Consider the following 26056-nt stretch of genomic DNA (forward strand, 5'->3'; position numbering starts at 1 on the left):
CCTGACAGACCCGGGGCGATGCCCAGGACCCGGCTTCCACGAAGTCGGACAATCCTCGGCAAAATTCACTAAGCATGTCCTTACTTACTAAGTCAATGCTTACTGGACGATCTTCCCTGTCGGTGGAATCATGCGGCGCACCTGGCAGTTCACCCGCGTGGAAGGAGCCTCTGCGATGCAGGGCGACCCCGAGGTCATCGAATTCCTCAACGAACAGCTGACCGCCGAGCTGACCGCCATCAACCAGTACTTCCTGCACGCGAAGATGCAGGAGAACTTCGGCTGGACCAAGCTCGCGAAGTACACGCGCCACGAGTCGTTCGACGAGATGAAGCACGCCGAGGTGCTGACCGACCGGATCCTGTTCCTGGAGGGGCTGCCGAACTACCAGCGGCTTTTCCACGTGCGGGTGGGGCAGACCGTCCGGGAGATGTTCGAGGCGGACCGGCAGATCGAGGTGGAGGCGATCGACCGGCTGCGGCGCGGGATCAGGGTGATGCGCGAGAAGGGCGACATCACGTCGGCGAACATCTTCGAGTCGATCCTCGCGGACGAGGAGCACCACATCGACTACCTCGACACCCAGCTGGAGCTGGTGGAGAAGCTCGGCGAGGCGCTGTACATCGCCCAGCTGGTCGAACAGCCTGAGGGCTGAGAACAGCCGGAGGGGCTAGGCCGCCGCCTCGTCGAGGTCCGGGACCGCGGGGAGGTCGGCGAGCACCGGCTTGCCCTGGTCGGCCAGATCACGGCGGGGGCACGCGCCCCTGCCCAGGAGCGCCTGGATACGGCGGACGCAGGAGCCGCAGTCCGTGCCGGCCTTGCAGGCGGACGCTATCTGGCGCGGGGTGCAGGCACCGTCCTGCGCGTGCTGCTTGACCTGCTGCTCGGTGATCCCGAAACAACTGCAGATGTACACGCGGCTCACCTCCCGACGGGTAGTGCTGGGTCGTGCCATCTCCGACCCTTGATCGGTGAGGCTAACCTAACCTTACCTGTCGCCCCAGAAGCGCAAAAGCGGGGTGGGGCGGGTATCGATGTGATCCCCGCCCCACCCCACTGCCGTGGTCCTCGCCGTCACCGGGTCCTCGCCGTCACCGGCGAGGACGGCCGGCTACTGGTCGCGGTACATCTCGGCGACGAGAAATGCCAGGTCCAGCGACTGGCTGCGGTTGAGCCGCGGGTCGCAGGCCGTCTCGTAGCGCTGGTGCAGGTCGTCGACGAAGATCTCGTCGCCGCCGCCCACGCACTCGGTGACGTCGTCGCCGGTGAGCTCCACGTGGATGCCGCCCGGGTGGGTGCCGAGCGCCTTGTGGACCTCGAAGAAGCCCTTGACCTCGTCGAGCACGTCGTCGAAGCGGCGGGTCTTGTGCCCGGAGGCCGCCTCGAAGGTGTTGCCGTGCATCGGGTCGGTCACCCAGGCCACGGTGGCGCCGGACGCGGTGACCTTCTCGACCAGCTCGGGGAGCTTGTCCCGGATCTTGTCGGCGCCCATGCGGACGATGAAGGTCAGCCGGCCGGGCTCGCGGTCCGGGTCCAGGCGCTCGATGTACTGGAGCGCCTCCTCGGCCGTCGTGGACGGGCCGAGCTTGATGCCGATGGGGTTGCGGATCCGTGAGGCGAACTCGATGTGCGCGTGGTCCAGCTGCCTGGTGCGCTCACCGATCCACACCATGTGCGCGGAGACGTCGTACAGCTGACCGGTGCGCGAGTCGACCCGGGTGAGCGCCGACTCGTAGTCGAGCAGCAGCGCCTCGTGCGAGGAGAAGAACTCGACGGTCCTGAACTCCTCCGGGTCGGCCCCGCAGGCGTGCATGAAGTTCAGCGCGTTGTCGATCTCGCGGGCGAGCTGCTCGTAGCGCTGGCCGGAGGGGGACGACTTCACGAAGTCCTGGTTCCAGGCGTGCACCTGGCGCAGGTCGGCGTAGCCGCCGGTGGTGAAGGCGCGCACCAGGTTCAGCGTCGAGGCGGAGGCGTGGTACATCCGCTTCAGCCGCTCGGGGTCGGGGACCCGGGCCTCTTCGGTGAACTCGAAGCCGTTGACGGAGTCGCCCCGGTAGGTGGGCAGGGTCACGCCGTCGCGGGTCTCGGTGGGCTTGGAGCGGGGCTTGGAGTACTGGCCGGCGATACGGCCCACCTTCACCACGGGCACGGACGCGGCGTAGGTGAGGACGGCACCCATCTGGAGCAGCGTCTTGAGCTTGTTGCGGATCTGGTCCGCGGACACCGCGTCGAACGCCTCGGCGCAGTCGCCGCCCTGGAGGAGGAACGCCTCTCCCTTGGCGACGGCCGCCATCCGGGCGCGCAGCTGGTCGCACTCGCCCGCGAAGACGAGCGGCGGATACGACTCGAGGTCCGCGATCACTGCGCGCAGAGCCTCGGCGTCGGGGTACTCGGGCTGCTGCGCCGCGGGCAGGTTTCGCCAGGTGTTGCCAGCGCTCGGGCTGGTCTTAGCGTTCACGGTCACGGCTCCACATTACGGGGTCGGACCCCCCGTCCATCCCGCCGCTCACCAAGTGAGACACGGGTCGCTCCGGCGCGGGCCCGCGCTCCGCGGCACGCGGCGCGGCCGGGCTGAGGCACCGTGGGCGCGGCGCGGCGGCGAAGGGATCACGACAGAGGTGGCCGCGCCGGACCACCGACCAGGGGAGACGTCCGCGCCGGCCGTTCGGGCGGACGGCCGGGTTCGGGGCCGACCGAGTTCGGCAGGCCGAGTGCGGGGTGCTCCACCGGGCCGGGGCGTCCACGAGCAACGGGACACGGCAGCCCGGCGGCCGCCGTCCTCGCCGTACGGGGCCTCGGTCTCCGTCCGGTCCAGGAGGGGCGGTCGTCGGTGCACCTGCCGGACGGCCGGGTCAGCCGGCGGGCCGCGTGCGGGTCCGGGGCGCGGGCGTCGTAGTGGTCGGCCACCGGGGAGGGCGGCGCGCAGCAGGGGTGGACCCGCCGGGCACGCCGAGCGCGGCCGGGCGGTCCCGGTGAGCCGCCGGCGCGGCCCGGGCCGGGCGCGTGGCGCGGGCAGGCGGGGCCGGGGCCGGGCGGCTCGACGGACGACGGCGGTCACCGGAACGCACCCTCGGTCCACCGCTGATGCGCTAGGGTCGGGGGCATGTTCGCGCACTCGACCCGCTCCTGGTGGTGGACCGCTCCTCCGGCGGCCCACTGACTGCGCGTACGCACCGACTTCGCGAAGGCCGCCCGAGGGGCGGCCTTCGGCGTGTCCGGGGCCGTTCCTCACCACGCACGACCGTGACGCACCCACTGCGACGGAAAGAGGAACGCCCACCATGGACCTGGCACACCTTCCGCACGACGACCGCCCCTTCGCCCTGCTGCGCCGCCGCACCCCCGGCCACGACCACGCCGTGGTCGAGCTGCTGATCGGCCCGGTCGCCACCCGCGAACACCTGGCGGAGCTGCCGGACGAGGGGCTGGCGCTGGTGCCCTTCCGGCAGATCCGCGAGCGCGGCTTCGACGTCCGCGACGACGGCACCCCGCTGCTGGTGTTGGTGCCCGAGGAACGCCACGAGATCCCGCTCGCGGACGCCCTGTCGCGGCTGCCCGGACACACCGTGCGGGTCGAGGACGGGCGGTTCGACGTGGACGACGAGGAGTACGCGCGGATCGTCGGACGGGTGCTGGACGAGGAGATCGGGCGGGGCGAGGGCGCCAACTTCGTGATCCGGCGGACCTACGAGGGGCGGATCCCCGGGTTCGGGCGGGCCGACGCACTGGCGCTGTTCCGGCGGCTGCTGGAGAGCGAGCGGGGCGCGTACTGGACGTTCGTCGTGCACACCGGGGAGCGGACGCTGGTCGGGGCGAGCCCCGAAGTGCATGTGCGGGCGTCCGGCGGGACGGTGGTGATGAACCCGATCAGCGGGACCTACCGCTACCCCGCCGGGGGCCCGACGCCGGAGCACCTGCTGGACTTCCTCGCCGACGGCAAGGAGATCGAGGAGCTGTCCATGGTCGTCGACGAGGAGCTCAAGATGATGTGCACCGTCGGCGACATGGGCGGGGTCGTGGTCGGGCCCCGGCTGAAGGAGATGGCGCACCTCGCGCACACCGAGTACGAGCTGCGCGGCCGGTCCTCGCTGGACGTGCGCGAGATTCTCAAGGAGACCATGTTCGCGGCAACCGTCACCGGGTCGCCGGTGCAGAACGCCTGCCGGGTGATCGAGCGTCACGAATCCGGCGGGCGCGGCTACTACGCGGGCGCGCTCGCGCTCATCGGCCGGCACGCGGGCGGCGGGGACGGGGAATCCGCCGGATCCCAGACCCTCGACTCCCCCATCCTCATCCGGACCGCCGACATCGACGCGGCCGGCCGGCTGCGAGTGCCGGTCGGCGCCACGCTGGTGCGCGGCTCGGACCCGGCGGGCGAGGTCGCGGAGACCCACGCCAAGGCGGCCGGGGTGCTGGCCGCCCTCGGCGTGCGCCCGGGGCGGCCGCAGGAGGAGACCACGGCGCCCGGCCTGGCGGACGACCCCCGGGTGCGGGCGGCGCTGGACGGGCGCCGGGCCTCGCTGGCGCCGTTCTGGCTGCGGATGCAGGAGCGGTCGTCGGAGCTGGACGGGCACGCGCTGGTCGTCGACGGGGAGGACACCTTCACGGCGATGCTCGCCCACGTACTGCGCTCGGGCGGGCTCGAGGTGACCGTACGGCGGTACGACGAGCCCGGACTGCGCGAGGCGGTGCTCGGGCACGACGGGCCACTGGTCCTGGGGCCCGGTCCCGGTGACCCCTCCGACACGGCCGATCCGAAGATGCGGTTCCTGCGCGGCCTGACCGCCGAGGTGATCCGGAACAGCCGGCACGGCGTCCTCGGGGTGTGCCTGGGGCACGAACTGATCGCCGCGGAACTGGGCCTGGAGATCGTCCGCAAGGAGGTCCCGTACCAGGGCGCCCAGGTGGAGATCGACCTGTTCGGACGGGCCGAGACGGTCGGCTTCTACAACAGCTTCGTGGCTCGCTGCGACGACGAGGCGGCGGCGGAACTGACGGCCCGAAGGGTGGAGGTGAGCCGGGCCGCGAACGGCGAGGTGCACGCCGTGCGGGGCCCGGGCTTCGCGGGGGTGCAGTTCCATCCGGAGTCGGTGCTGACCCTGGACGGCGCCGCGGTGGTGCGGGAGCTGGTGGGTCAGCTGCGCGGCACCAGCACGTTCTCCGAGCGGCGGCCGGCGATGTAGTCGAGCACGTTGTTCACCGTGGTCTCGATGATCTGGCCTACGGCGTCCACGGTGTAGTACGCCTGATGGGAGGTCACCAGGACGTTCGGGAAGGTGACGAGGCGGGCCAGGGTGTCGTCCTCGATGGCCTCCAGGGACTTGTCGAGGAAGAACAGCCCTGCCTCCGCCTCGTACACGTCCAGGCCGACCCCGGTGAACCGGCCCGCCCGCAGCTCGGTGACGAGGGCGGCGGTGTCGATGAGGCCGCCGCGGCTGGAATTGATCAGGATCGCGTCGTCCTTCATCGACTTCAGCGCGGCGGCGTCGATGAGGTGCTGGGTCTGCGGCATCAGCGGGACGTGCAGGGTGACCAGGTCGGACTCGGCGAGCAGCTGCTCCTTGGGGACGTAGGTCATGCCGAGTTCCAGGCAGGCGGGATTCTCGGCGACGTCCCAGCCGAGCAGCCGCATGCCGAAGCCGTGGGCGATCCGGGCGAACGCCTCGCCGATCTTCCCGGTCCCCAGGACGCCGGCGGTGCGGCCGTGCATGTCACGGCCCATCAGCCCGTCGAGCCGGAAGTCGAAGTCGCGGGTGCGGGTGGAGGCGCGCACGATGCGGCGGTTGACCGCCATGGCGAGCGTCCAGGCGAACTCGGCGACCGAGTACGGCGAGTAGTACGACACCCGGGCGACCGTCAGTCCGAGCCGCTCGGCCACCGACACATCGACATTGTTGAAGCCGGTGGAGCGCTGGGCGATCATCCGGGTGCCGCCGGCCGCCAGGTTCTCCAGCACGGCGGCACCGAGGTCGCAGTTGACGCTGGTGGAGATCACCTCGTGGCCGGCCGCGATGGGGACGGTGTCCTCATTCAGGAAGACGTCCAGGCCGCGCACCTCGTGGTGGCCCCGGAAGGCCTCCTCCACCAGGGGCTTCTCGTCGGCCTGCACACCGAACGCGAGGATCTCCACGGGTTCCCTCCCGGGGTCGTGCCGTGATCATTGCCGTATGCGCGAATATACGGGAGCCCGGGACCGGGACGCAGTGCCTCCCGGCCCCTCCCGCCGGCCGGGGGTCCCGGGCCTCCGCGCCCGGCGGCCGGGCCGGGGGTCAGCCGAAGAACACCCCGGCCTCGGCGTAGCGGGCGGGGTCCACCAGCCGCGGCGGGGCGGTCGCCTCGGCGAGGGGCGAACGGACGACGTCCGCGCCGCGCAGGGCCACCATCGTGCCGAAGTCGCGGTCGCGGACGCAGTCGATCGCGTGCAGACCGAAGCGGGTGGCGAGCCACCGGTCGAAGGGGCTGGGCGAGCCCCCGCGCTGGGTGTGGCCCAGCACCGTGGTGCGGGCCTCCTTGCCGGTGCGCTGCTCGATCGCCCGGGCCAGCCACTCCCCGACGCCGGACAACCGCACCTGCCCGGTCGAGCCGTGCGCGGCCGCGCCCAGCACCACCCTGCCCTCCTTCGGCACGGCCCCGTCGGCGACGACCACGATCGGCGAGTACGACGCCCGGAACCGGGACGTCACCCAGCCGCACACCTGCTCCACGTCGAAGGGCTGCTCGGGGATGAGGATGGCGTTCGCGCCGCCGGCCAGGCCGGAGTGCAGCGCGATCCAGCCGGCCTCGCCGCCCATCACCTCGACGACGAGCACCCGCTTGTGCGACTCGGCGGTGGTGTGCAGCCGGTCGATGGCCTCCGTCGCGACGCCGACGGCGGTGTCGAAGCCCAGGGTGTAGTCCGTGCCCGGCAGGTCGTTGTCGATCGTCTTGGGCACGCCGACGCAGGGCACGCCGTGCTCGCCGGCGAGACGCGCGGCCGCGCCGAGGGTGTCCCGGCCGCCGATGGTGATCAGCGCCTCGACGCCGTGCCCGGCGAGGTTGTCCTTGATGCGGCGCACCCCGTTCTCGTGCCGCAGGGGGTCGGTCCGCGAGGAGCCGAGGATGGTGCCGCCGCGCGGCAGGGTGCCGCGCACGGCGGGGATGTCGAGGCGGACGGTCGCGTCCTCCAGCGGCCCGAGCCAGCCGTCCCGGAAGCCGACGAACTCGTAGCCGTACTCCTGCACGCCTTTGCGGACGACGGCCCGGACCACGGCGTTCAGCCCCGGGCAGTCGCGGCCTCCGGTCAGTACTCCGACCCGCATGATGGGAAGGTCCCTTCGCCGCGTTGTCCCGACGTGTCCACGCTAGCGGGCGGACGGCTCGCCGGGCGGGTTCACTCGTCGTCGAGTCCCCGCTCGATCGCGTATCGCACCAGCTCGACCCGATTGTGCAGCTGGAGCTTGCCGAGGGTGTTCTGGACGTGGTTCTGCACGGTGCGGTGGGAGATCACGAGGCGTTCGGCGATCTGCTTGTAGCTCAGTCCCTTGGCGACCAGGCGCAGCACCTCGGTCTCCCGGTCGGTGAGGCGCGGCGCCCTGGACTCGGCGTCGTCCGGGGCGGAGGCGGGTTCGGAGGCGAGGCGGCGGTACTCGCCGAGGACGAGTCCGGCCAGTCCGGGGGTGAACACCGGGTCGCCGACCGCCGTGCGGCGCACAGCGTCCTGGAGGTCCTCGGTGGAGGCCGACTTCAGCAGGTAGCCGGTCGCGCCCGACTTCACGGCCTCCAGCACGTCGGCGTGCTCACCGCTCGCCGACAGCACCAGCACGCGCAGCGCGGGGTCGGCGGCGACCACTTCCTTGCAGACCTGGACGCCGGGCTTGCCGGGCAGGTTCAGGTCGAGGACGAGGACGTCGGGGGCGGTGGCCTTGGCGCGGCGCACGGCCTGGTCCCCGTCGCCGGCCGTGGCGACCACGTCGAACCCGGACTCCGCGAGGTCACGGGCGACGGCGTCGCGCCACATGGGGTGGTCGTCGACCACCATCACCCTGACGGATCCCGGGCGGTCCGGGCCGCCCCGGCCGTCCTCGCCGCCCCCTGCCCCGTGCCGTCCGGCTGCCGTGTCCGTCATCGCCGTTCCGCCTTCCCCCGCACGTCCCGCGTGCCGTTCCCGTCCTTCGGTACCGTCAGCTCGACCTCCGTGCCCTGCCCGGGCACCGAGACCAGTTCGGCGCTGCCGCCGAGGTCGCGCAGCCGCCCCCGGATCGACAGGGCCACTCCGAGGCGTCCCTCGCCCTCGGCCTCGGCAAGTCGTCCCTCGGGGATGCCCGGCCCGTCGTCGCGCACGGTGACGATCACCGCGTCGGGTTCGTCCTCGACCAGGATCCAGGCGCGGGACCGCTCCCCGGCATGCCTGCGGACGTTGTCCAGGGCGGCCCCGACGGCCGCGGCCAGTTCCCGCGCGGCGGTCGGCGCGAGCAGCACCGGTGCCCCGGGCTCGGCGAGGCTCACGCGGGCCCCGGCGTGCGGGGCGAGCAGGGCCCGCAGATCGACCGGGCCGTCCTGCGCCGCCTCCCCGTTCCCGTCCGCGTCGCCGTCCGCGGCCCCGGCCCGTACGGCGGCTCCCCCGGCGGCGTCCCCGGACACCCGGGGGACCGGTACCAGGCCGCCGGAGACCAGCGTGCGCAGGGCCACCTCCTGCTCCCCGGCCAGCCGGCCCAGCTCGGCCGCCTCCCCGCCGATCACGGTCCCGCGCCGTTGGACCATGGCCAGCACCTGGAGCACGCTGTCGTGAATGTCCCGTGCGAGGCGTTCGCGCTCCCGGGTGGCGGCCTCGATCTCCAGGGCGCGGGCGAGGGTGCGCTCGGAGGCCCGTGCCACCTCGACGACGTAGCCGATGGCGATGGAGGCGACCCAGACCAGGATCACGTTGTGCACGGTGTCGCGTGCGGGGCTGCCGCGCTCGACCAGATTGGCGACGGCGACGAGCGTGGAGGCGACGGCCGCCCAGCGCCAGCCGCCCTTGATGGCGAAGGCCAGCACGGCACCGGCGGTCCAGATGGACGGCAAGGTGGGGCCGCCCGCGTCGACCCGCTCGGGTGCGTCGGCGAGCGGCGTGAGCAGGACACCGACGAGCGCGATGGTGAGGTCGGCGGTGAGGAAGGGCCGGGTGCAGCTCGCGGCGTTCGCCACCTTGGGCAGGGTGGCGAGGGTCCACACGGCCAGTACGGCGAAGTAGCCGACGGCGAGCCAGGGGCGGGCGAACTTCTCGTGGGCGGCGGCGAACAGGCCGACCGCGTACACCATCGTGAGCACCCGGTAGCCGGCGAGCGCACGCCACAGCGGCTGCTCGACCGACATCCTCATGGCTCTCTCGCGCCCCGGCATGTCCCCCACCCTCTCGGCCCGGAACCCTCTCCGGGCCGGACCACGACTAGTCGGCCCGATCCCCGCGGGCGCGCTCCGCCTCGGCCCGCTCCCTCTCGGCCCGCTCCCTCTCGGCCTGTTCCCTGTCGGCCCGCTCCTTCGCGGCCCGTTCCTCGGCGACCAGTTCCTTCTCGGCCCTGATCTTCTCGGCGTGTTCCTTCTCCGCACGGGCGAGGGCCGTCTTCGCCGCCTTCTCGGCCTCCTTCTCGGCCTTGGCCGCCTCCGCGAGCTGCCGCTTCATGGCGGTCGCGTACATGTCGACGTACTCCTGGCCGGAGAGCTGCATGATCTCGTACATGACCTCGTCGGTCACCGCACGGAGCACGAACCGGTCGTGTTCCATGCCCTGGTAACGGCCGAAGTCCAGCGGCCTGCCGATGCGGATGCCCGGCCGCATCAGCTTCGGGACGACCTTCCCGGGCGGCTGGATCTTTTCCGTGTCGATCATGGCGACCGGGATCACGGGCGCGCCGGTGGCCAGCGCCACCCGCGCGAGACCCCCCGGCTTGCCGCGGTACAGCCGGCCGTCGGGCGAGCGCGTGCCCTCGGGGTAGATGCCGAAGAGCTCACCCCGCTCCAGCACTTCGATGCCGCTCCTGACCGCCGCCTCGCCCGCACCCCGCGCGCCGGAGCGGTCGACCGGGAGCTGGCCCACGCCCTTGAAGAACGCGGCGGTCAGCCGGCCCTTCACACCGGGCGTGGTGAAGTACTCCGCCTTGGCGATGAAGGTGACCTTGCGGTCGAGCACCGCGGGCAGGAAGAACGAGTCGGAGAACGACAGGTGGTTGCTGGCCAGGATGGCGGGACCCTCGGCGGGAACGTTCTCCAGGCCTTCCACCCAGGGCCGGAAGGCGAGCTTCAGCGGCCCCCCGATGGTGACCTTCATCGCGCCGTACAACAACCGAGTGCCTCCTGTGTCTGTCGGTCAGACCATATCCCGGAGCACCGTCAAAGGCTCCGACGGCCCTGGTCGGTGTCAGTGCGGTCGCGTACGGTGAAGGTCCCGCACCCCGCGTGCGGTCCCGCGGCCGGCCCGCGGTGACCGCTTCCACGGTGCACCCCCTGCCCCGTCGGGCCAGCCCTTCTCACGAACAGGAGGCCGAAGGTGCCGCTCCTGCCCGGAGCCGAGCCGTTCCGCCACGAGGGCGGGGAGGTCGCCGTGCTCCTCTGCCACGGCTTCACCGGTTCGCCCCAGTCGCTGCGCCCCTGGGCCGAGCATCTCGCCGGGCACGGCGCGACCGTCTCGCTGCCGCTGCTGCCGGGACACGGCACCCACTGGCGGGATCTGCGGGTGACCGGCTGGCAGGACTGGTACGCGGAGGTGGACCGCGAGCTGCGGCTGCTGCGGGAGCGCTGCGCCCGGGTCTTCGTGGGCGGGCTGTCCATGGGCGGTGCGCTCGCCCTGCGGCTGGCGGCCCGGCACGGCGACGCGGTGAGCGGGGTCGTGGTGGTGAACCCGGCGAACCGGGTGCACGGACTGGCGGCGCACGCGCTTCCGGTGGTCCGTCATCTCGTCCCCGCGACGAAGGGCATCGCGAGCGACATCGCCCGGCCGTCCGTCACGGAGCTCGGATACGACCGGGTGCCGCTGCACGCGGCGCACTCGCTGCGGGCCTTCCTCGGGCTCGTCGACAGCGAACTGCCCCGGGTCACCCAGCCGCTGCTGCTCCTGCGCAGCCCGCGGGACCACGTGGTGCCGCCCGCGGACTCGGCCCGGATCCTCGGCCGGGTGTCGTCGGCGGACGTGACGGAGGTTCTGTTGGAACACAGCCACCATGTGGCGACGTTGGACTACGACGCGGAGCGGATCTTCGAGGAGAGCACCGCGTTCATCCGCCGGCTCGCACCCGGCGCCGTCAAGGAGCCCGGTCTCGGCAAGGAAGGGACGACCGCAGGTGGCTGAGCACGACTCGGACCGCGAGGACCGCGAGGGCCGTGAGCCGGAGGAGAAGGGCGTCCCCCTCGACGAGGAGGCCGCGTGGGCGGCGATCGTCGCGGGGTACGGGGAGGAGCCGCCGGACCCGCCGGGCGCCAAGCCGTTCAAGTCGGTCGAGGACCTGGCGCTGCTGGAGCCGGAGACCAACGACGGCGGGGCTCAGGCCGCGACGTCGCGCGGGGTGGAGTCCGAGGGCCCGCGGAAGGCGGAGGACGAGCCGGCCAGGCCGCTGGGCGGCTCGGTGTCGTTCGCGCCCGGGGTGGGCCCGCGCGACTACACCGCGGGCGAGCCGTCCGACGACGACCTCGACGAGAACGACGAGGGCCACTTCGTGCCACCGGAGCCGCCGCCGCTGCCGGAGGCCGACGTGACGGCCAAATTCGCCTGGCTGGGGGTCCTGGGCGGGCCGCTGCTGCTCCTGCTGGCGGTACTGCTCGGCTGGCACATGACCTGGTGGCTCACCACGGTCGGCGTCGGCGGCTTCCTGGGCGGCTTCGCCACGCTGGTGATGCGGATGCGCACGGACGACGAGGACGAGGACGACCCGGGCCGGGGCGCGGTGGTCTGACGGGCCCCCGGACCGGGCCGGAGCGTTCCGGGATCAGCCGGCGGGCACCCTGAGGGCGGCCAGGACCGGCAGGTGGTCGGTGGCCGCCCTCAGGTCCGCGTCGGTCACGCCCGGCACGTCGAGCGGCACGCCACAGCCCAGCACCTCGACGCCCTTCGTGGCGAAGAGTGCGTCGATGCGCTGGTGCGGCTCGGTGCGCGGCGACGTGTGCTCGCCGCCCCACGGGGCCGCGGCGTGGCAGTCCGTCAGGTCCTCGGCGACGCGCCGGAACGTGCGTCCGTCCGGGGACTCGTTCATGTCGCCGCCGGCGACGGCGTGCTCCACGCCCATTCCGGCGAGCCGGTCTAGGAGCATGCCGCCCTGCTCGTACCGCTCGTCCTTCCGGAGCGACAGGTGGCAGCTGAGCACGCCGAGCCGGACACCGCCGAACCGCACGACCGCGGTGGCGAAGCCGCGGCGGTGCAGTCCCGGGGTGAGCGGCAGCAGCACGTCCTCGGTGCGCTCGACGGTGGTCCGCAGTGAGCACAGCAGCGCGGGGCCGGCGGCCGTGGCACCGCCCGAGAGGATCACCAGACCGCAGGCCGAGGCGAGGCCGGCCAGCTTCTTGCGCCAGCGGAAGAAGCGCGGCGCCTCCTGGACTAGGACCAGGTCGGGGGCGCAGGCGGTGATCACCCGGGCCAGGGCGGCGGTGTCGTCGCGCATCGAGCGGATGTTGTACGACAGGACGCGGATGACGGCCGAACCGTCGGCGTCGGTCCGGGAGTTGGGGAGCAGCGGGGTCGTCGCCATGCGGTTCAAGATACGCCGGTTCGCCCGTTTACGTCCGCGCCTCGCCCTGCCGGGGATCCTGGCGCCGGGGGGCGGGAACGGCGGCGCCCGCCGTCCCCGAGGGGGAGCGGGCGGGCGGCGCCGTGTGCAGGGGGTGGTTCACATGACCGGGTCGGGCTCCCGGGCCAGGTCGGCCGCGCCCACCAGGCCGGCCTTGTTGCCGAGCCGGGCGGCGAGCACGTCGGCGACCGGACGCCAGTTGCCGCCGACCAGCCAGCGCTTGTACGACTTGCGGATCGGGCCGAGGACCAGCTCCCCCTCGTCGGAGAGGCCGCCGCCGACGATGAACGCGGAGGGGTCGAAGAGGGAGGCCAGGTCGGCGAGGCCGGCGCCGACCCAGCGGGCCAGCTCGCGGTAGGAGTCGACGGCGACCGGGCAGCCCTGCCGCGCGGCCATGGAGATGTGCTTGCCCTCGATGCCGTCGGGGGTGCCGTCACCGAGGCCCAGCAGCACCTCGGCGTTCTCGGGGGTGGCGTTGGCGCGCTGCTTGGCGTACCGGACCAGGGCGCGGCCGGAGGCGTACTGCTCCCAGCAGCCCTGCGAGCCGCAGCCGCACAGCAGGCCGTCGGGCACCATGCGGATGTGTCCGAACTCGGCGGCCACGCCGAAGTGGCCGCGGCGCAGCTTGTTGCCGATGATGATGCCGCCGCCGAGGCCGGTGCCGAGCGTGATGCAGATGACGTTGCGGTGGCCCTTGCCGGCGCCGAACTTGTACTCGCCCCAGGCCGCGGCGTTGGCGTCGTTCTCCACGACGACCGGGAGACCCACGCGGGCCTCGACCTTCTCCTTGAGCGGCTCGTTGCGCCAGTCGATGTTGGGCGCGAAGTACACCGTCGAGCGCTGGCGGTTGACGTATCCGGCCGCACCGATGCCCACGCCGACGATGTCGTGCCCGGCACGCGCTCCCTCCACCGCGGAGGCGATGGCATCCACGATGGCCTCGGACGTGCCCGGGGTCGGCACCTTGTGGGTCGAGAGGATGTTGCCGTCCTCGTCGACCACGCCGGCCGCGATCTTCGTGCCGCCGATGTCGACGCCGATGGTGAGTCCCATGAATCCCTCAGTTTCGGTCGAGCCCCGCTACCGCCAACGGTACCCGAGGCCCTGCCCTTGGGGTTCCGCCGTCCGCCCGGTGGGCAGGCCCGGCGGGGCACGGGGACCCCTCCGGCTCGACCGTCAGTCCAGGTCGATGCGCTCGCCGGGACCCGGCTCGTCGCCCCGGTCCCGGTCTTCCGCCACGTCACGGGGATCGGCGTCGCGGGCGCCGGTGTCCCGGGAGGTCCAGCGGCGCTCCTGGTCCTGGACGGCGGAGCGGTAGGCGGCGAGGAGTTCGTTGCCCGCGGCGGCGAGGTGGTCGAAGACGTCCGGGTGGCGTTCGACGACGGGTTCCACGGCGGCCCTGGCCTGCTCGACGACCTGTCGCACCATCTGCTGCGCGGTGGGGCCCGCGACCGCGCCGAACAGCGGCGTGCCCAGCCCGGAGAGCCGGTCCGCGACGGCGTCGACCAGCTTGCGCAGTTCCTCGGCGGCGGAACCGGGCGGCGGTCCGTGCTGGGCGCGACGGCGGGCCTTCTCCGCCTCCAGGTCCTCGGCGCAGGCCGTCGCCCAGGCGTCGGCGTCGGCCGCCCGGACGTCGTCCACGGCCTGGTCGTCGGCCTCGTCCCCGGCGTTGTCGAACGGGGGGAGCTGTTCGCTCATGACGGACTCCTGACTACGGTTCGCCCCTCCGACGTTACCCGAACGGGCGTACCGGCTTCACCGGCCGCGCGGCCACAGCCCCGGATCCGGCCGGAACCGGATGCGCAGCTCGCCCTCGCGCAGGGCGGCGCCGTCGACGGTGCAGCGGCGAAGGGCGGAGGGGAGCGGCACGATGCGGCGGAACGGACCCGCGGCGACGACGAGTTCGTCGCCGCGCCGGACCAGGTCGAGGTCCTCGCGCCGGGCGCCGGGGAGCGGGATGTGCCAGACGAGGACGCCGTCGTCGGCCCGCCGGTCGGCGACCGGCCACTCGACGGCGCCGGGGGCCGCGCCGCGGGTGGTGCCGGCTCCCGGGACGGCGAGCGCGGCGAGGTCGTCGGGGCCGCGCGGGTCGCGGCCGAGGTGGGCGACGGGGTGGACGTCGTGGGTCTGGCGCCACTCCTCCAGGACCTTGCGCTGCTGGGCGACGGGGCCGGCGAGCCAGCTGTCCTCGAGCCTCTCGGGCAGCACGCGGGAGGCCACCAGCGCGTCGGTGGGCAGGGCCCGCAGGGCGAGGCCGAGGGCGGCGGTGCGCACGGCGTCGGCGCCGGCCGGTCCGGGCTCGGCGACCAGGCGTACGGCGGTGCCGCGGTCGGCGAGGACGGCCTCGACGGCGGCCAGCTGGAGGTCGAGGCGGGCGGCCGTCTCGTACAGCCACTCGGCGGGCAGGGGGACGCCGGCGAGGCGGCCGAGGACGGGGCGCAGGGCGCGGGCGGCCTGCCGCTCGGGCGGAAGCAGGCGGCGCAGGTAGCGGCGCAGCTCCTCGGGGAGCGCGAGCAGGGAGAGGGCCTGCGGGGCGGGCGGCAGGTCGACGACGAGGAGGTCGTACGCCTCCGAGAGGGCGGCGTCGCGCAGGGCGCGGAGCAGGGCGAGCTCCTCGGCGCCGGGCAGCGGCCCGATCTCCTCGGCGTCGAGCCGCGAGGCGCCGAGGAGATCCAGGGCGGAGGAGGCACGGTCCTGGAGCGCGGCGAGGTCGTCCCGGAAGTCCCGGGCGGCGTCGGGGCGCCGCGCGGTGAGCAGGGGGGCCACCTCGACGGGGTCGCTCCCGACGGCCGCCCCCAGCACCGCCCCCAGGGTGTCCGTCCGGTCGCAGCCGAGCAGGAGGGTACGGACGCCCTGACGGGCGGCGGCGAGCGCGGTGGCGGCCGCGACGGTGGTCCGCCCGCTGCCTCCGGGCCCCATGATCAGGAGGGTACGCATGAGGGTGAACGCTACCCGCGCACCGCCCGGGGACGGCCGAGGCTCTCTCCGCCCGCGTGGGCGGGAAGCGTCCGCGGCCCGCGGGGACGCACGGCGGAGCCCACGGTCGCGGTGCGGGCGACGGCGGCCGGGGCGGGGGCCGCCGGCGCGCCACCGCCCCCGCAAGGGCCGGGGGACGGAGGGCCGGGGGCCGGGGGACGGAGGGCCGGGGGACGGAGGGCCAGGCCCTACGCCGCCGCCGACTCCACGCGCTTCTTCAGGCCGGCCAGGGCGCGGTCGATGATGACCTTCTCCGCCTTGCGCTTGATCATGCCGAGCATGGGGATCTTGACGTCGACGGTCAGCTGGTAGGTGACCTCGGTAGTGTCCGGGCCGGCCGGCCTGAGGATGTAGGAGCCGTCGAGGGAGCGGAGCATCTGGGACTTGACCAGGGTCCAGGAGACCTCGTGCTCGCCGGTCCAGGTGTACGCCAGCGTCTGGTCGTCCTTGATCGCACCGGCGTCCATGACCAGGCGCACCTGCTCGGCGCGGCCCTGGCCGTCCGTCTTGAGGACCTCCGCCTCCTTCACCTCCCCGGTCCAGTCCGGATAGCGGGCGAAGTCGGAGATCACCCCCATGACCTCGGCCGGTGCCGCCTCGATCGTGATGCTCGAGCTGGTGTGTTCCGCCATCGCCGTGGCTCCTCCGGATGCGGGCCGGTACTCCCATCGCCGTGCGCGACCTGCCCGCGCACGTCCGTGCAGCGTGAAGGCTACCGCGCGGTCGGCCGCCCGAACTCACCCCACCTGGGACGGCGTCACCATTCCAGCGCCCAGGGCGTCCCGCTGCCCGCGAAGTGCCCCACGTTGACGCACTCGGTGGCACCGATGCGCATGCGCCGCACCAGCGGCTGGTGCACGTGCCCGAACAGCGCGTAGCGGGGCCGGGTGCGGTGGATCGCGTCCAGCAGGGCCCGGCTGCCGCGTTCGAAACGGCGCGCGACCGTGTCGTAGACCAGCTCCGGCACCTCCGGCGGGATGTGGGTGCACAGCACGTCGACCTCGCCCACCGCCTCGATCTTCGCCGCGTACTCGTCGTCCCCGATCTCGTACGGCGTGCGCATCGGCGTGCGCAGGCCGCCGCCGACGAAGCCGAACGTCCAGCCGCCGATCTCCACCCGCTCGCCGTCGAGGACGGTCGTGCCGGGCCCGGCGTACTCCTGCCACAGAGCCGGCATGTCGACATTGCCGTAGGTGGCGTACGTCGGTACCGGGAACGCGGCGAACAGCTCGGCGTACTGCTTGCGGACCGCCTTCTCGATGACCGCCGCCCGGTCCGCGCCGATGCCCGCCCACAGCCGTCTGCCGAACTCGCGCGCCTCCTCGAAGCGGCGGGCGGTGCGCAGTTCCACGATGCGATCGGCGTTCTCGACGCCGAAGAGGTCGGGGAAGATCCCGCGCGAGTGGTCGGCGTAGTCGAGGAAGAGGACGAGGTCGCCGAGGCAGATCAGCGCGTCGGCGCCGTCGCCCGCTCTGGCCAGGTCGCGTGCGTTGCCGTGCACGTCGCTCACCACATGGACGCGGGTCCGCCGGTTGCCGCCTGGTGTGGGTGCCATGGCGATCAAGGGTAGGCGTGGGCGTCCGGCGTGAACAGTGGCGACTGGACCTGCGGTTACTGGCTGGTCGGTCACGGGGTGGACTACTGTGCGCAAAGGAACACCGGCCTGTGTGACGCAGCGAACATCTCGCCGGGACCCCCTGTCCTAAAAGCCATACCAGCGAGTAACGTCCGGGCAGTCCAGTCGTGCTCGGGATTTCAACAGGTGAATCCGCGAGCACCCGCCCGAGCCTTGGACCGCACCGTCGCATCGCACAACGTCGTGGCGCCGGCGCCCTAAGAGGAGCAGCAGTCTTGCGCGAGTTCAGCCTTCCGGCTTTGTACGAGGTCCCCGCGGACGGCAATCTGACCGACATCGTCCGCAGAAACGCCGCGCAGCACCCGGACGTCGCCGTGATCGCCCGCAAGGTCGGCGGCGCCTGGCAGGACGTCACGGCCACCGCCTTCCTCGCGGAGGTCCGCGCCGCCGCCAAGGGCCTGATCGCCTCCGGGATCCAGCCGGGCGACCGGGTCGGCCTGATGTCGCGCACCCGCTACGAGTGGACGCTCCTGGACTTCGCGATCTGGAGCGCCGGCGCGATCACGGTGCCGGTGTACGAAACCAGCTCGCCGGAGCAGGTGCAGTGGATCCTCGGCGACTCGGGCGCCACCGCCTGCCTCGTGGAGCTGGACCAGCACGCCACCGCGGTCGACTCCGTCCGCGACCGGCTGCCCGACCTCAAGCACGTCTGGCAGATCGAGGCCGGCGCGGTGGAGGAGCTGGGCCGCCTGGGCCGGGACGTGACCGACGAGACGGTGGAGGAGCGCAGCTCCGTCGCGAAGGCCGACGACCCGGCGACCATCGTCTACACCTCGGGCACGACCGGCCGGCCCAAGGGCTGTGTGCTCACCCACCGCAACTTCTTCGCGGACTGCGGGAACGTCGTGGAGCGGCTTCGGCCGCTGTTCCGCACCGGCGAGTGCAGCGTGCTGCTCTTCCTGCCGCTCGCGCACGTCTTCGGCCGACTGGTGCAGATCGCCCCCATGATGGCGCCGATCAAGCTGGGCTGCGTCCCGGACATCAAGAACCTCACCGACGAGCTGGCCGCGTTCCGTCCGACGCTGATCCTGGGCGTGCCGCGGGTCTTCGAGAAGGTCTACAACTCGGCGCGGGCCAAGGCGCAGGCCGAGGGCAAGGGCAAGATCTTCGACAAGGCGGCGGACACCGCCATCGCGTACAGCAAGGCGCTGGACGCGCCGTCGGGCCCGTCCTTCGGGCTGAGGATCCGGCACAAGGTGTTCGACAAGCTGGTCTACAGCAAGCTGCGCGCCGTGCTCGGCGGCAAGGGCGAGTACGCCATCTCCGGCGGCGCGCCGCTGGGCGAGCGCCTGGGCCACTTCTTCCGCGGCATCGGCTTCACGGTCCTGGAGGGCTACGGCCTGACCGAGTCCTGCGCTCCGACCGCCTTCAACCCCTGGGACCGGCAGAAGATCGGTACGGTCGGGCAGCCGCTGCCCGGCTCGGTGGTCCGGATCGCCGACGACGGGGAGGTGCTGCTGCACGGCGAGCACATCTTCAAGGAGTACTGGAACAACCCCCAGGCCACCGCGGAGGCCCTGGCGGACGGCTGGTTCCACACCGGCGACATCGGCACCCTCGACGAGGACGGCTATCTGCGGATCACCGGCCGCAAGAAGGAGATCCTGGTCACCGCGGGCGGCAAGAACGTCGCCCCGGCCGTGATCGAGGACCGCATCCGCGCACACGCGCTGGTCGCGGAGTGCATGGTGGTGGGCGACGGGCGGCCGTTCGTGGGCGCGCTGGTCACCATCGACGAGGAGTTCCTGGCCCGCTGGGCCGCCGAGAACGGCAAGCCGGCCGGTTCCACCGCGGTGTCGCTGCGCGAGGACGCGGACCTGCTCGCGGCGATCCAGGCGGCGATCGACGACGGCAACGCGGCGGTGTCCAAGGCGGAATCGGTGCGCAAGTTCCGCATCCTGCCCAACCAGTTCACCGAGGAGTCGGGGCACCTCACGCCGTCGCTGAAGCTGAAGCGGAACGTGGTGGCGAAGGACTACGCCCACGAGATCGAGGCGATCTACGCGAAGTAGGGCGCCCACGGGGCCGGGCGCGGTCCACGGCGGCGTTCCGTCCGTGGCCGGTCGCGCGGCCCCCCGGCCCTTGCGGGCGTCGCCTACAGCAGCGTCTTCAGGCGCTCGGCGAGCAGGTCCCAGCGCCACTTCTCCTCGACCCAGACCCGGCCCCGCTCCCCCATGCGGCGGCGCAGCTCGGCGTCCCCGAGCAGGGTGACGATGCGGTCGGCGGCCTGGTCGGCGGAGCCGCCCGGCACCACCCACCCGGTCTCGCCGTCGAGCACCGCGTCCGGGGCGCCGCCGGAGTCGCCGGCGACGACCGGCAGCCCGGTCGCGGAGGCCTCCAGGTAGACGATCCCGAGCCCCTCGACGTCCAGCCCGCCGCGCCGGGTCCGGCAGGGCATCGCGAAGACGTCCCCGGCCCCGTAGTGCGCGGGCAGCTCGGACCAGGGCACGGAGCCGGTGAAGCGGACGGAGGCGGCGACGCCGGTCTCCCGGGCGAGCCGGCGCAGATCCTTCTCGTAGGGACCGCCCCCGACGATCAACAGTACGGCGTCCGGCTCGGCGGCGAGGATCGCGGGCATGGCCCGGATCAGGGTGTCCTGGCCCTTGCGCGGCACCAGCCGGGAGACGCACACGACCACCGGCCGGTCGGTGAGCCCCAGCCGCGCGCGAACCTCGTCGCCGCCCGATCCGGGGTGGAAAATCTTCTCGTCGACGCCGGGGGGCAGTTGGACCATCCTCGACGCCGCCGGGCCGGTCAGCGCGCCCGCCAGCCGCGAGCGGGTGTACTCGCCGAGGTAGGTGAGGGTGTCCGTGGACTCCCCGATGCGGCGCAGCAGCTGACGGGCGGCGGGCAGCTGCGCCCAGCCCGCCTCGTGGCCGTGGGTGGTGGCCACGATGCGTTCGGCGCCCGCGCGGCGCAGCGCCGGCGCCATCAGCCCGAGCGGCGCCGCCGCGCCGAACCACACCGAGGTGCAGCCGTGTTCGCGCAGCAGCCCGACGGCCCGCCGGGTGGCCTGCGGGGTGGGCAGCAGCATCGTGGTGCGGTCGCGCACGACAGTGAAGGGCTGCTCGGCGTCGAAGGCGGCGGTCGCCTCGACCCCCTCCCGGGAGCGCTTCCAGGTCGAGGCGTAGACGACGAGGCGCTCCGGATCCAGCCGCAGCGCCATGTTGTGCAGGAACGCCTGGATGCCGCCCGGCCGGGGCGGGAAGTCGTTGGTCACGATCAGGGTCTTGTGCATCGCCGCCGACCCTACCGAACCCGGTTCGGCGTCCGGCCACGGCGGCGCCCCGTGGCACTCGCACCGGGGTCCGCGACATCATGGCCCCACGGCACCGCACACGGACGGGCAGGGATCGCGTGAGGACGACGGGCGCACGGGGCTCCCCCACGGGGCTCCTGATCACCTGGGGCCTGACGAGAACGGCCCTGCTGCTGTGCGTGCTCGGGGTGATCGTCCTCCCCGGGCCGGACGTCACCAGCGACGTGTCGGTGATCTACCGGGGCTGGTACGACGTCCTGCGCACCGGGACGTTCCCGCTGGACGACGTCACCTGGCAGTACCCGCCCGCCGCCGCGCTCGCGATCCTCTCCCCCGCACTGCTGCCGTTCTGGGACTACGCGACCGCGTTCTTCGCCCTCGCCCTCCTCGCCGACCTGGCCACGCTGGTCCTGTTGCGGCACGCGGGCCGCGGTCCCGGCCGCTCGCCGCGCGGGGCGTGGGTGTGGGTGGCGGGTGTGCCGCTGCTCGGGCCGACGGTGTACGCCCGCTACGACGTGATGGTGACGGCGGTGGCGGTGGCCGCGCTGCTGGCCGGTGCCCGGCACCCCCGGCTGATGGGGGCACTGGTGGCCGTCGGGGCACTGCTGAAGGTGTGGCCGGCCCTGCTGCTGCTCGGTGTCCGACGGCGCGTCGCCTGGGCGGCGGCCGCGGTGACCGGCGCCGCGGTGGCGGCCGGGTTCGCGGCGCTGATGCCGGGGGCGTTCGCCTTCCTGACCTTCCAACGGGACCGGGGCACGGAGGTGGAGTCGCTGGGTGCGCTCGTCCTCCACGTGGCCCGGCACCTCGGCTGGGAGGGGGAGGTGCTGCTGAACTACGGTTCGGTGGAGTTCGTCGGCCCGTATGTCGCGTGGGTGAGCACGGGCGCGCTGGTCCTGACCGCGGTGGCCTTCGCGTGGCTGCTGCGGTGGCGGCTGACGGCCACCAGGTTCGCACCGCACACCGCGGCGGAGGCCGCGTTCACGGCGGTCCTCGTGTTCACCGCCACGAGCCGGGTGATCAGCCCGCAGTATCTGGTGTGGCTGGTCGGGCTGGCGGCGGTGTGCCTGTGCTTCCGCGGGAGCGGGATGCGGCGGCCGGTGCTGCTGGTGCTGGCGGCGTGCTGCGTGACGGTGCTGGAGTTCCCCGTCTTCTTCGCCCACGTGGTGGCCAGCGACCCGCTCGGCATCGCGCTTCTCGTGGTCCGCAACGCCCTGCTGACCGCCGCGGCCCTCCTCGCCGCCCGCACCCTGTGGCGCACCACCGTCTCCCCCGGACTCCCGGAGGCACCGGCCGGTCAGCCGGCCCCGAGGCCCGGAACCTCGGTCTCCTCCTGATCCCGGCCGCGCCGCAGCGCCATCACCAGCACCGCGCACTGGACCGCCATGACCACGGCCGATGCCACGGCCACCCCTACCAGGCCGAGCCCCGTCAGCGCGTACGCGAGGGCGAGCTGGACCGCCGTACCGAGCACGGTCACGCGCAGCAGCACCGGGGCGCCCCGCTGCCCTCGAAGACCCCGCCGAGCGCGATGCAGCAGGCCATCAGCAGCAGGTAGGGCCCGGCGCAGCGCAGGAACAACGTTCCCGCACGGGCGACGTCCGGGCCGGCGCCGAAGGCAGCCGTGATCCACGGAGCGGTGGCGTGCAGCAGGAGGGCGGCGACGGCACCGGCCGCGCCGGAGGGCAGCACGGCCTGCCGCCCGATCGCCCGCACCGCGTCCCGTCCGGCCCCGCGCGTGCCTCGAGACACCGGCGAGCTTCTTCCACCGCGACGGCGCCCCGGTGCGCGCCGAGGAGGCCGGCGACCTGTTCCGGCAGGGCATGCTGCGCGTCGCGCGGGCCACGGGCGAGGCGGAGCGGGCGTGGCTGCGGGAGGCCCTGGCCGAGCTGGAGCAGTCCGGCTGACTACCCGAGTTCGGTCCGCAGGTAGTCCCGCCAGCGTCGGGTGAAGTCCTCCGGCGTCGTCCCGAGGACGTCGCGCATCGCGGTCTCGACCGCGCCCTCGCGCCGTCCGTGGGCGCCCACCGCGCGGTAGAAGCCCCGCAGTCGTTCCTCGCCCCACTGGTCGGCGATCAGGCGGCAGGCCGTCCAGCCGCTCTCGTAGGCCCGGGCGAGGCGGCCCGCGGCGCCGGCGAACCGGAAGTCCTCGTCGTCCGGCAGTCGCGAGGGCACCTCGCCCCGGTCCACCGCGTGGGCGAGTTCGGGTGCGGCCTCGGCCGGGGTGCGGCCGGTGCCGCGGTAGCCGGCCCAGTCGGCGAGGCCCTCCGAGAGCCACAGCGGAGTCGCGTCGGTGGTGTGGGCGCGGGTGGCCACGTGCGTGGTCTCGTGGGTGAGCACGACCTGCCGGCCCGAGTCGCCCAGCACGCCGAAGGCGTCCGGGTTGACGATGATCCGGTCCGCGGGTGCCCGTGCCCCCGTGCCGGTCTCCCCGGTGGTGACCGCCGCGATGCCCCGGTAGGAGGAGGCGGGCGAGCCGAGCAGCCCGGCCATGCCTTCCAAGGACTGCGGCACGAGCAGCACCAGGCGCCGCGGCCACCGCGTGCCCCACGCCTCGGACACCGCGGGGACCGCGCGGTCGGCCAGCTCGGCGTAGCCGCGCAGTTCCTCCGCGGGGCGTCCGACGCCCAGCACCAGGGACCGGCTCCCCGTGACGGCCCGTACCGCGCCCTGGTCCCAGAGCTGCTGGCCGGACTTCTCCGCCGGCCGCTCGGACTCCACCGCCCAGCGGCCGTCCCCGTCCCGGCTCAGGCGCAGGGTGCGGGCGGTGACGACCGGGGAGCGGTCGTACCCCGCGACGCGGTAGCCGAGGTCCGCCGAGGCGGTGGCGGTGTCGCCGCTGCGGTGCAGCGAGGTAAGGCGGTAGGACCAGTCCGCCAGCGGCACCGCGCGCAGGCGGGCGTACCCGTCACGGGTGCCGGTGCGGGCGTAGGCGGCGGGGTCGCGGTCGAGGACCGCCCCGGCCCGCCGGTCGAGCAGCGCCTGCACCTCGGCGCGGACGCGGTCGCCCGCGGGACCGCCGCCACAGGCGACCAGGGAGACGAGCAGCAGACACAGCGCCACCACGGACGCCCCCGGAACCCGCCTTCGACCAGCCACCTTCCCGAGGGTAAGGGCCCCGGCCGGTTCCGGTCAGACCCTGGTGACCGACGAGATCGGCATCATCCCGACCGGGTCGTAGCGCACGCCGGCGCCGGGATGGGGCGCGTGGATGACCTGGCCGTTGCCGACGTACATCGCGACGTGGCTGGCGTCGGCCCGGTAGAGGACCAGGTCACCGGGGCGCGCCTCGGACAGCGGTACCTGCCGGCCGGCGTACCGCTGGGCCTGCGAGGTGCGCGGCAGGGCGACCCCGGCCTGCGCGTACGACCACTGCATGAGGCCGGAGCAGTCGAAGCCGCCCGGCCCGCTGGCACCCCAGACGTAGGGCTTGCCGAGGGCGGAGTGGGCGGCGGCGACGGCGGCGGCCGCGCGCCCGGAGGCGACGGCGGCGCCGGCGGGGCCGGGCAGGTCGTGGCGGCCGGAGCGCTGGGCCCGGTCGTAGGCGGCGCGTTCGCCGTCCGGGAGGGAGTTCAGCAGCCGCCGGGCCGCGGCGAGCTTGTGCTCGACGGTCTTCTTGTGGGCGGCGGCGGCCCTGCGGCTGCGGTCCAGTTCGCCGAGCTTGCGGGCCGCCTCGGCGCGGTCCTGGGCGAGGGTGCGCAGGGCCGTGCGCAACTCCCTCAGCTCACCGGCCTGGTGGACGGTGATCCGGTCGAGTACGGAGGCCTTCTCGAGGTAGTCCTCGGGGTCCTCGGAGAACAGCAGGGCGAGGGAGGGGTCGAGGCCGCCGGAGCGGTACTGGGCGCCGGCCAGCGAACCGAGCGACTCCCGCATGGTGTTGACGCGCTGTTGCTGCCGGGCGATCTCGTCCTGGGCGGTGCGGATCTGCCCGCGCAGGGTGTCGGCGCGCGCGTCGGCCTCGTTGTACGCCTCGGTCGCCCGCTCGGCCTCCTCGTAGAGGCGGTCCACCTCGGCCCCGGTGTCGTCGGGCGGCGCGGCGGTGGCCGGTACGGCCCCGAGGACGGCGGCCGCCGCGGACAGCAGGCCGACGGCGACGGTGGCGCCTCGGTCCGGCCCGCAGGACGGTTCAAGTCGGCGATGGGACCCCACGGGAAGCCGCGCTCCTTCCGCTGACGGACAGGGAAACGCGGCAGACAGTAGCCCCGCAGCGGGGTGACGACCAACGGCGTCGGCGGCCACGCACGGTGACGCCCCGCCACTGACGCAGGTCAGGGGCGGGGCGCGGGTGCGGACGGGGCCTGCACGATTCCCCCGAACGGAGGCACCGCCTCCCGGCCGGGGGCGGGTTGCTAGACCCGGACGCCGAACATGAAGGGGCCGCCGATGGTGTTCATCGACTCGTAGCGGACGACCGTGCCGGTGCGCGGGGCGTGGATGATCTGTCCGTTGCCGGCGTACAGCCCCACGTGGTGCAGGTCGTTGAAGAAGAAGACCAGGTCTCCGACCTTCAGCTGGCTCACCGAGTAGATCCTGGTGCCCGCGCCGGTCTGCGCCTCGGAGGTGCGCGGAATGGCGACGCCGGCCTGGGCATAGGCCCACTGGGTCAGGCCCGAGCAGTCGAAGGAGGACGGGCCGGTGGCACCGTAGACGTAGGGGGTGCCGAGCTTGCTCTGGGCGGCGGCGTACGCGGCGGCGGCGCGACCCGAGCCGGCCGGGACGTCGGCGGTGAGGGCGTCGCGCTCGCTGGCGCGGCTGGCGCGGTTCTCCTCCTCGGCGAGCTGGGCCTTCTCCGCGGCGGTGAGGGTGTTGAGCAGCTTCTGCGCGGCGGCGAGCTTGCCCTGCACCTCCTGCTTCTTCTTGCCCAGTTCGGTGCGGGTGGAGGCGAGGTCCTTGAGCTTCTCGGCCGCCTCGGCGCGCTGCTGGGCGAGGTCGCGCTGCTTCTCCTGGATCTTCTTCAGCGCGTCGACCTGCTGGGTGCTCAACTGGTCGAGCGCGGACGCCTTGTCGAGGTAGTCGTCCGGGTCGGAGGAGAGGAACAGCTGCACGGAGGGGTCGATGCCGCCGCTGCGGTACTGGGCGCTGGCCATCGAACCGAGGCCGTCGCGCAGCTCGTTGAGCTCCTGCTGGCCGCGGGCGACGTTGTCCTGGATGGTGGAGATCTCCTTCTGGAGCTTCTCCTGCTTCTCCTTGGCGCCGTTGTACTTCTCGGTGGCGTGTTCGGCCTGCTCGTAGAGCTTGTCGACCTTCGCCTTGACCTCGTCCTTGCTCGGCTTCTCGCTGGGGGCGGCATGGGCCGCCTGCGAGCTCAGGGCTACGGCAGCTGCGGCAGCGGTGGTGAGCACGGTCACACGTGCGCGGCTCGGCTGCTTGGGACGACGGTGGGACGCCACGGAGACGAGCTCCTTCTCGAGAGTGATCGCGCGGGCGGAGGTTCGGAGCCGACCCTAGTGATTCTCTT

The 26056-nt window shown here is 73.4% G+C and carries 24 protein-coding genes and 2 pseudogenes; 8 read left to right on the forward strand and 18 right to left on the reverse strand.

What is annotated here, in order from left to right; translation table 11 throughout:
• The first annotated feature begins 175 nt into the window (after positions 1–175).
• Positions 176–655 carry a bacterioferritin gene (gene bfr / locus ACFYOV_RS00920; RefSeq protein ID WP_389081116.1) on the forward strand — a complete coding sequence of 160 codons (480 nt, stop codon included), beginning with the start codon at positions 176–178 and terminating at the stop codon, positions 653–655.
• A 15-nt stretch (positions 656–670) separates the two neighbouring features.
• Here bfr and ACFYOV_RS00925 read toward each other — a convergent pair whose 3' ends face one another.
• Positions 671–925 (reverse strand): bacterioferritin-associated ferredoxin, encoded by a 255-nt coding sequence (locus tag ACFYOV_RS00925; RefSeq protein ID WP_389081119.1) that lies wholly within the window; start codon positions 923–925, stop codon positions 671–673.
• Positions 926–1111: 186 nt separating this feature from the next.
• Positions 1112–2464, reverse strand: coding sequence for a class II 3-deoxy-7-phosphoheptulonate synthase (locus ACFYOV_RS00930; RefSeq protein ID WP_389081121.1), 1353 nt, complete (start codon positions 2462–2464; stop codon positions 1112–1114).
• A 639-nt stretch (positions 2465–3103) separates the two neighbouring features.
• On the opposite strand from ACFYOV_RS00930, the gene ACFYOV_RS00935 reads away from it, so the two are divergent.
• Positions 3104–3160 (forward strand): trp operon leader peptide, encoded by a 57-nt coding sequence (locus tag ACFYOV_RS00935; protein ID WP_389082406.1) that lies wholly within the window; start codon positions 3104–3106, stop codon positions 3158–3160.
• A gap of 121 nt (positions 3161–3281) precedes the next feature.
• Positions 3282–5183 (forward strand): anthranilate synthase family protein, encoded by a 1902-nt coding sequence (locus tag ACFYOV_RS00940; protein WP_389081124.1) that lies wholly within the window; start codon positions 3282–3284, stop codon positions 5181–5183.
• Here the strand turns inward: ACFYOV_RS00940 and ACFYOV_RS00945 are convergent.
• From ACFYOV_RS00945 to ACFYOV_RS00965, 5 genes are all read right to left on the reverse strand, one after another.
• Positions 5135–6130: a 2-hydroxyacid dehydrogenase gene (locus ACFYOV_RS00945; protein ID WP_389081126.1), complete on the reverse strand. Its 996-nt coding sequence runs from the start codon at positions 6128–6130 to the stop codon at positions 5135–5137. The genes ACFYOV_RS00940 and ACFYOV_RS00945 overlap by 49 nt on opposite strands.
• A 139-nt stretch (positions 6131–6269) precedes the next feature.
• Complete coding sequence (locus ACFYOV_RS00950) at positions 6270–7298, reverse strand: 6-phosphofructokinase (protein WP_389081128.1); 1029 nt, start codon at positions 7296–7298, stop codon at positions 6270–6272.
• Between the two features lie 71 nt (positions 7299–7369).
• Positions 7370–8104 (reverse strand): response regulator, encoded by a 735-nt coding sequence (locus tag ACFYOV_RS00955; protein ID WP_389081130.1) that lies wholly within the window; start codon positions 8102–8104, stop codon positions 7370–7372.
• Positions 8101–9360, reverse strand: coding sequence for a MacS family sensor histidine kinase (gene macS, locus ACFYOV_RS00960; protein ID WP_389081133.1), 1260 nt, complete (start codon positions 9358–9360; stop codon positions 8101–8103). The genes ACFYOV_RS00955 and macS overlap by 4 nt, the downstream gene beginning before the upstream one ends.
• Before the next feature lie 46 nt (positions 9361–9406).
• A complete protein-coding gene (locus ACFYOV_RS00965) occupies positions 9407–10285 on the reverse strand; it encodes a lysophospholipid acyltransferase family protein (protein ID WP_389082409.1) in 879 nt (292 codons plus the stop codon).
• Between the two features lie 219 nt (positions 10286–10504).
• Here ACFYOV_RS00965 and ACFYOV_RS00970 point away from each other — a divergent pair, with 219 nt between their 5' ends.
• Together ACFYOV_RS00970 and ACFYOV_RS00975 are read left to right on the forward strand one after the other, a co-directional pair.
• A complete protein-coding gene (locus ACFYOV_RS00970) occupies positions 10505–11302 on the forward strand; it encodes an alpha/beta hydrolase (protein ID WP_389081135.1) in 798 nt (265 codons plus the stop codon).
• Positions 11295–11903, forward strand: a complete 609-nt coding sequence (locus ACFYOV_RS00975) for a hypothetical protein (RefSeq protein ID WP_389081137.1) — start codon at positions 11295–11297, stop codon at positions 11901–11903. The genes ACFYOV_RS00970 and ACFYOV_RS00975 overlap by 8 nt, the downstream gene beginning before the upstream one ends.
• Before the next feature lie 33 nt (positions 11904–11936).
• Here the strand turns inward: ACFYOV_RS00975 and ACFYOV_RS00980 are convergent, their stop codons facing one another.
• The 6 genes from ACFYOV_RS00980 to ACFYOV_RS01005 form a co-directional block, all read right to left on the reverse strand.
• Positions 11937–12692 carry an endonuclease/exonuclease/phosphatase family protein gene (locus ACFYOV_RS00980; protein WP_389081140.1) on the reverse strand — a complete coding sequence of 252 codons (756 nt, stop codon included), beginning with the start codon at positions 12690–12692 and terminating at the stop codon, positions 11937–11939.
• A 138-nt stretch (positions 12693–12830) separates the two neighbouring features.
• Entirely contained in the window at positions 12831–13784 is a 954-nt protein-coding gene (locus ACFYOV_RS00985; protein ID WP_389081142.1) for an ROK family glucokinase, read from the reverse strand.
• 123 nt (positions 13785–13907) lie between these two features.
• Positions 13908–14429: a DUF5304 domain-containing protein gene (locus ACFYOV_RS00990; protein WP_389081144.1), complete on the reverse strand. Its 522-nt coding sequence runs from the start codon at positions 14427–14429 to the stop codon at positions 13908–13910.
• Positions 14430–14486: 57 nt separating this feature from the next.
• Entirely contained in the window at positions 14487–15668 is a 1182-nt protein-coding gene (locus tag ACFYOV_RS00995) for an ArsA family ATPase (protein WP_389081146.1), read from the reverse strand.
• Between the two features lie 227 nt (positions 15669–15895).
• Positions 15896–16339 carry an SRPBCC family protein gene (locus ACFYOV_RS01000; RefSeq protein WP_389081148.1) on the reverse strand — a complete coding sequence of 148 codons (444 nt, stop codon included), beginning with the start codon at positions 16337–16339 and terminating at the stop codon, positions 15896–15898.
• 125 nt (positions 16340–16464) lie between these two features.
• Positions 16465–17262 carry a metallophosphoesterase gene (locus ACFYOV_RS01005; protein ID WP_389081151.1) on the reverse strand — a complete coding sequence of 266 codons (798 nt, stop codon included), beginning with the start codon at positions 17260–17262 and terminating at the stop codon, positions 16465–16467.
• A 296-nt stretch (positions 17263–17558) separates the two neighbouring features.
• Here ACFYOV_RS01005 and ACFYOV_RS01010 point away from each other — a divergent pair, with 296 nt between their 5' ends.
• Positions 17559–19355: an AMP-dependent synthetase/ligase gene (locus ACFYOV_RS01010; RefSeq protein WP_389081153.1), complete on the forward strand. Its 1797-nt coding sequence runs from the start codon at positions 17559–17561 to the stop codon at positions 19353–19355.
• A gap of 83 nt (positions 19356–19438) precedes the next feature.
• Here ACFYOV_RS01010 and ACFYOV_RS01015 read toward each other — a convergent pair whose 3' ends face one another.
• Positions 19439–20581, reverse strand: coding sequence for a glycosyltransferase family 4 protein (locus tag ACFYOV_RS01015; RefSeq protein ID WP_389081156.1), 1143 nt, complete (start codon positions 20579–20581; stop codon positions 19439–19441).
• A 119-nt stretch (positions 20582–20700) separates the two neighbouring features.
• On the opposite strand from ACFYOV_RS01015, the gene ACFYOV_RS01020 reads away from it, so the two are divergent.
• Entirely contained in the window at positions 20701–21936 is a 1236-nt protein-coding gene (locus tag ACFYOV_RS01020; protein ID WP_389081158.1) for a glycosyltransferase 87 family protein, read from the forward strand.
• Here the strand turns inward: ACFYOV_RS01020 and ACFYOV_RS01025 are convergent.
• Positions 21897–22336: pseudogene (locus tag ACFYOV_RS01025) on the reverse strand (MATE family efflux transporter); the annotation flags it as partial. The gene ACFYOV_RS01020 and the pseudogene ACFYOV_RS01025 overlap by 40 nt on opposite strands.
• A gap of 5 nt (positions 22337–22341) precedes the next feature.
• Between ACFYOV_RS01025 and ACFYOV_RS01030 the strand changes: the two are divergent.
• Positions 22342–22506, forward strand: a pseudogene (locus ACFYOV_RS01030) (PadR family transcriptional regulator); the annotation flags it as partial.
• Here the strand turns inward: ACFYOV_RS01030 and ACFYOV_RS01035 are convergent.
• The 3 genes from ACFYOV_RS01035 to ACFYOV_RS01045 all read right to left on the reverse strand — a co-directional run bounded on the left by ACFYOV_RS01035 (position 22507) and on the right by ACFYOV_RS01045 (position 25988).
• Positions 22507–23697 carry a hypothetical protein gene (locus ACFYOV_RS01035; protein ID WP_389081161.1) on the reverse strand — a complete coding sequence of 397 codons (1191 nt, stop codon included), beginning with the start codon at positions 23695–23697 and terminating at the stop codon, positions 22507–22509.
• A gap of 33 nt (positions 23698–23730) precedes the next feature.
• Positions 23731–24747 (reverse strand): NlpC/P60 family protein, encoded by a 1017-nt coding sequence (locus tag ACFYOV_RS01040; protein ID WP_389081163.1) that lies wholly within the window; start codon positions 24745–24747, stop codon positions 23731–23733.
• Positions 24748–24947: 200 nt separating this feature from the next.
• Positions 24948–25988: an NlpC/P60 family protein gene (locus ACFYOV_RS01045; protein WP_389081167.1), complete on the reverse strand. Its 1041-nt coding sequence runs from the start codon at positions 25986–25988 to the stop codon at positions 24948–24950.
• Between the last annotated feature and the right edge of the window lie 68 nt (positions 25989–26056).

Source organism: Streptomyces sp. NPDC005931, from assembly GCF_042871235.1.
GTDB lineage: Bacteria > Actinomycetota > Actinomycetes > Streptomycetales > Streptomycetaceae > Streptomyces.

Excerpts from the sequence above, each read along its gene's own strand:
- macS (WP_389081133.1), bottom strand. The coding sequence starts at position 9,360 with ATGCCGGGGCGCGAGAGAGCCATGAGGATGTCGGTCGAGCAGCCGCTG.
- ACFYOV_RS00955 (WP_389081130.1), bottom strand. The coding sequence starts at position 8,104 with ATGACGGACACGGCAGCCGGACGGCACGGGGCAGGGGGCGGCGAGGAC.
- ACFYOV_RS00995 (WP_389081146.1), bottom strand. The coding sequence starts at position 15,668 with ATGCGTACCCTCCTGATCATGGGGCCCGGAGGCAGCGGGCGGACCACC.
- ACFYOV_RS00985 (WP_389081142.1), bottom strand. The coding sequence starts at position 13,784 with ATGGGACTCACCATCGGCGTCGACATCGGCGGCACGAAGATCGCGGCC.
- ACFYOV_RS00950 (WP_389081128.1), bottom strand. The coding sequence starts at position 7,298 with ATGCGGGTCGGAGTACTGACCGGAGGCCGCGACTGCCCGGGGCTGAAC.
- ACFYOV_RS01015 (WP_389081156.1), bottom strand. The coding sequence starts at position 20,581 with ATGCACAAGACCCTGATCGTGACCAACGACTTCCCGCCCCGGCCGGGC.
- ACFYOV_RS00940 (WP_389081124.1), top strand. The coding sequence starts at position 3,282 with ATGGACCTGGCACACCTTCCGCACGACGACCGCCCCTTCGCCCTGCTG.
- bfr (WP_389081116.1), top strand. The coding sequence starts at position 176 with ATGCAGGGCGACCCCGAGGTCATCGAATTCCTCAACGAACAGCTGACC.
- ACFYOV_RS00990 (WP_389081144.1), bottom strand. The coding sequence starts at position 14,429 with ATGAGCGAACAGCTCCCCCCGTTCGACAACGCCGGGGACGAGGCCGAC.
- ACFYOV_RS01000 (WP_389081148.1), bottom strand. The coding sequence starts at position 16,339 with ATGGCGGAACACACCAGCTCGAGCATCACGATCGAGGCGGCACCGGCC.
- ACFYOV_RS00980 (WP_389081140.1), bottom strand. The coding sequence starts at position 12,692 with ATGGCGACGACCCCGCTGCTCCCCAACTCCCGGACCGACGCCGACGGT.
- ACFYOV_RS00965 (WP_389082409.1), bottom strand. The coding sequence starts at position 10,285 with ATGAAGGTCACCATCGGGGGGCCGCTGAAGCTCGCCTTCCGGCCCTGG.
- ACFYOV_RS01005 (WP_389081151.1), bottom strand. The coding sequence starts at position 17,262 with ATGGCACCCACACCAGGCGGCAACCGGCGGACCCGCGTCCATGTGGTG.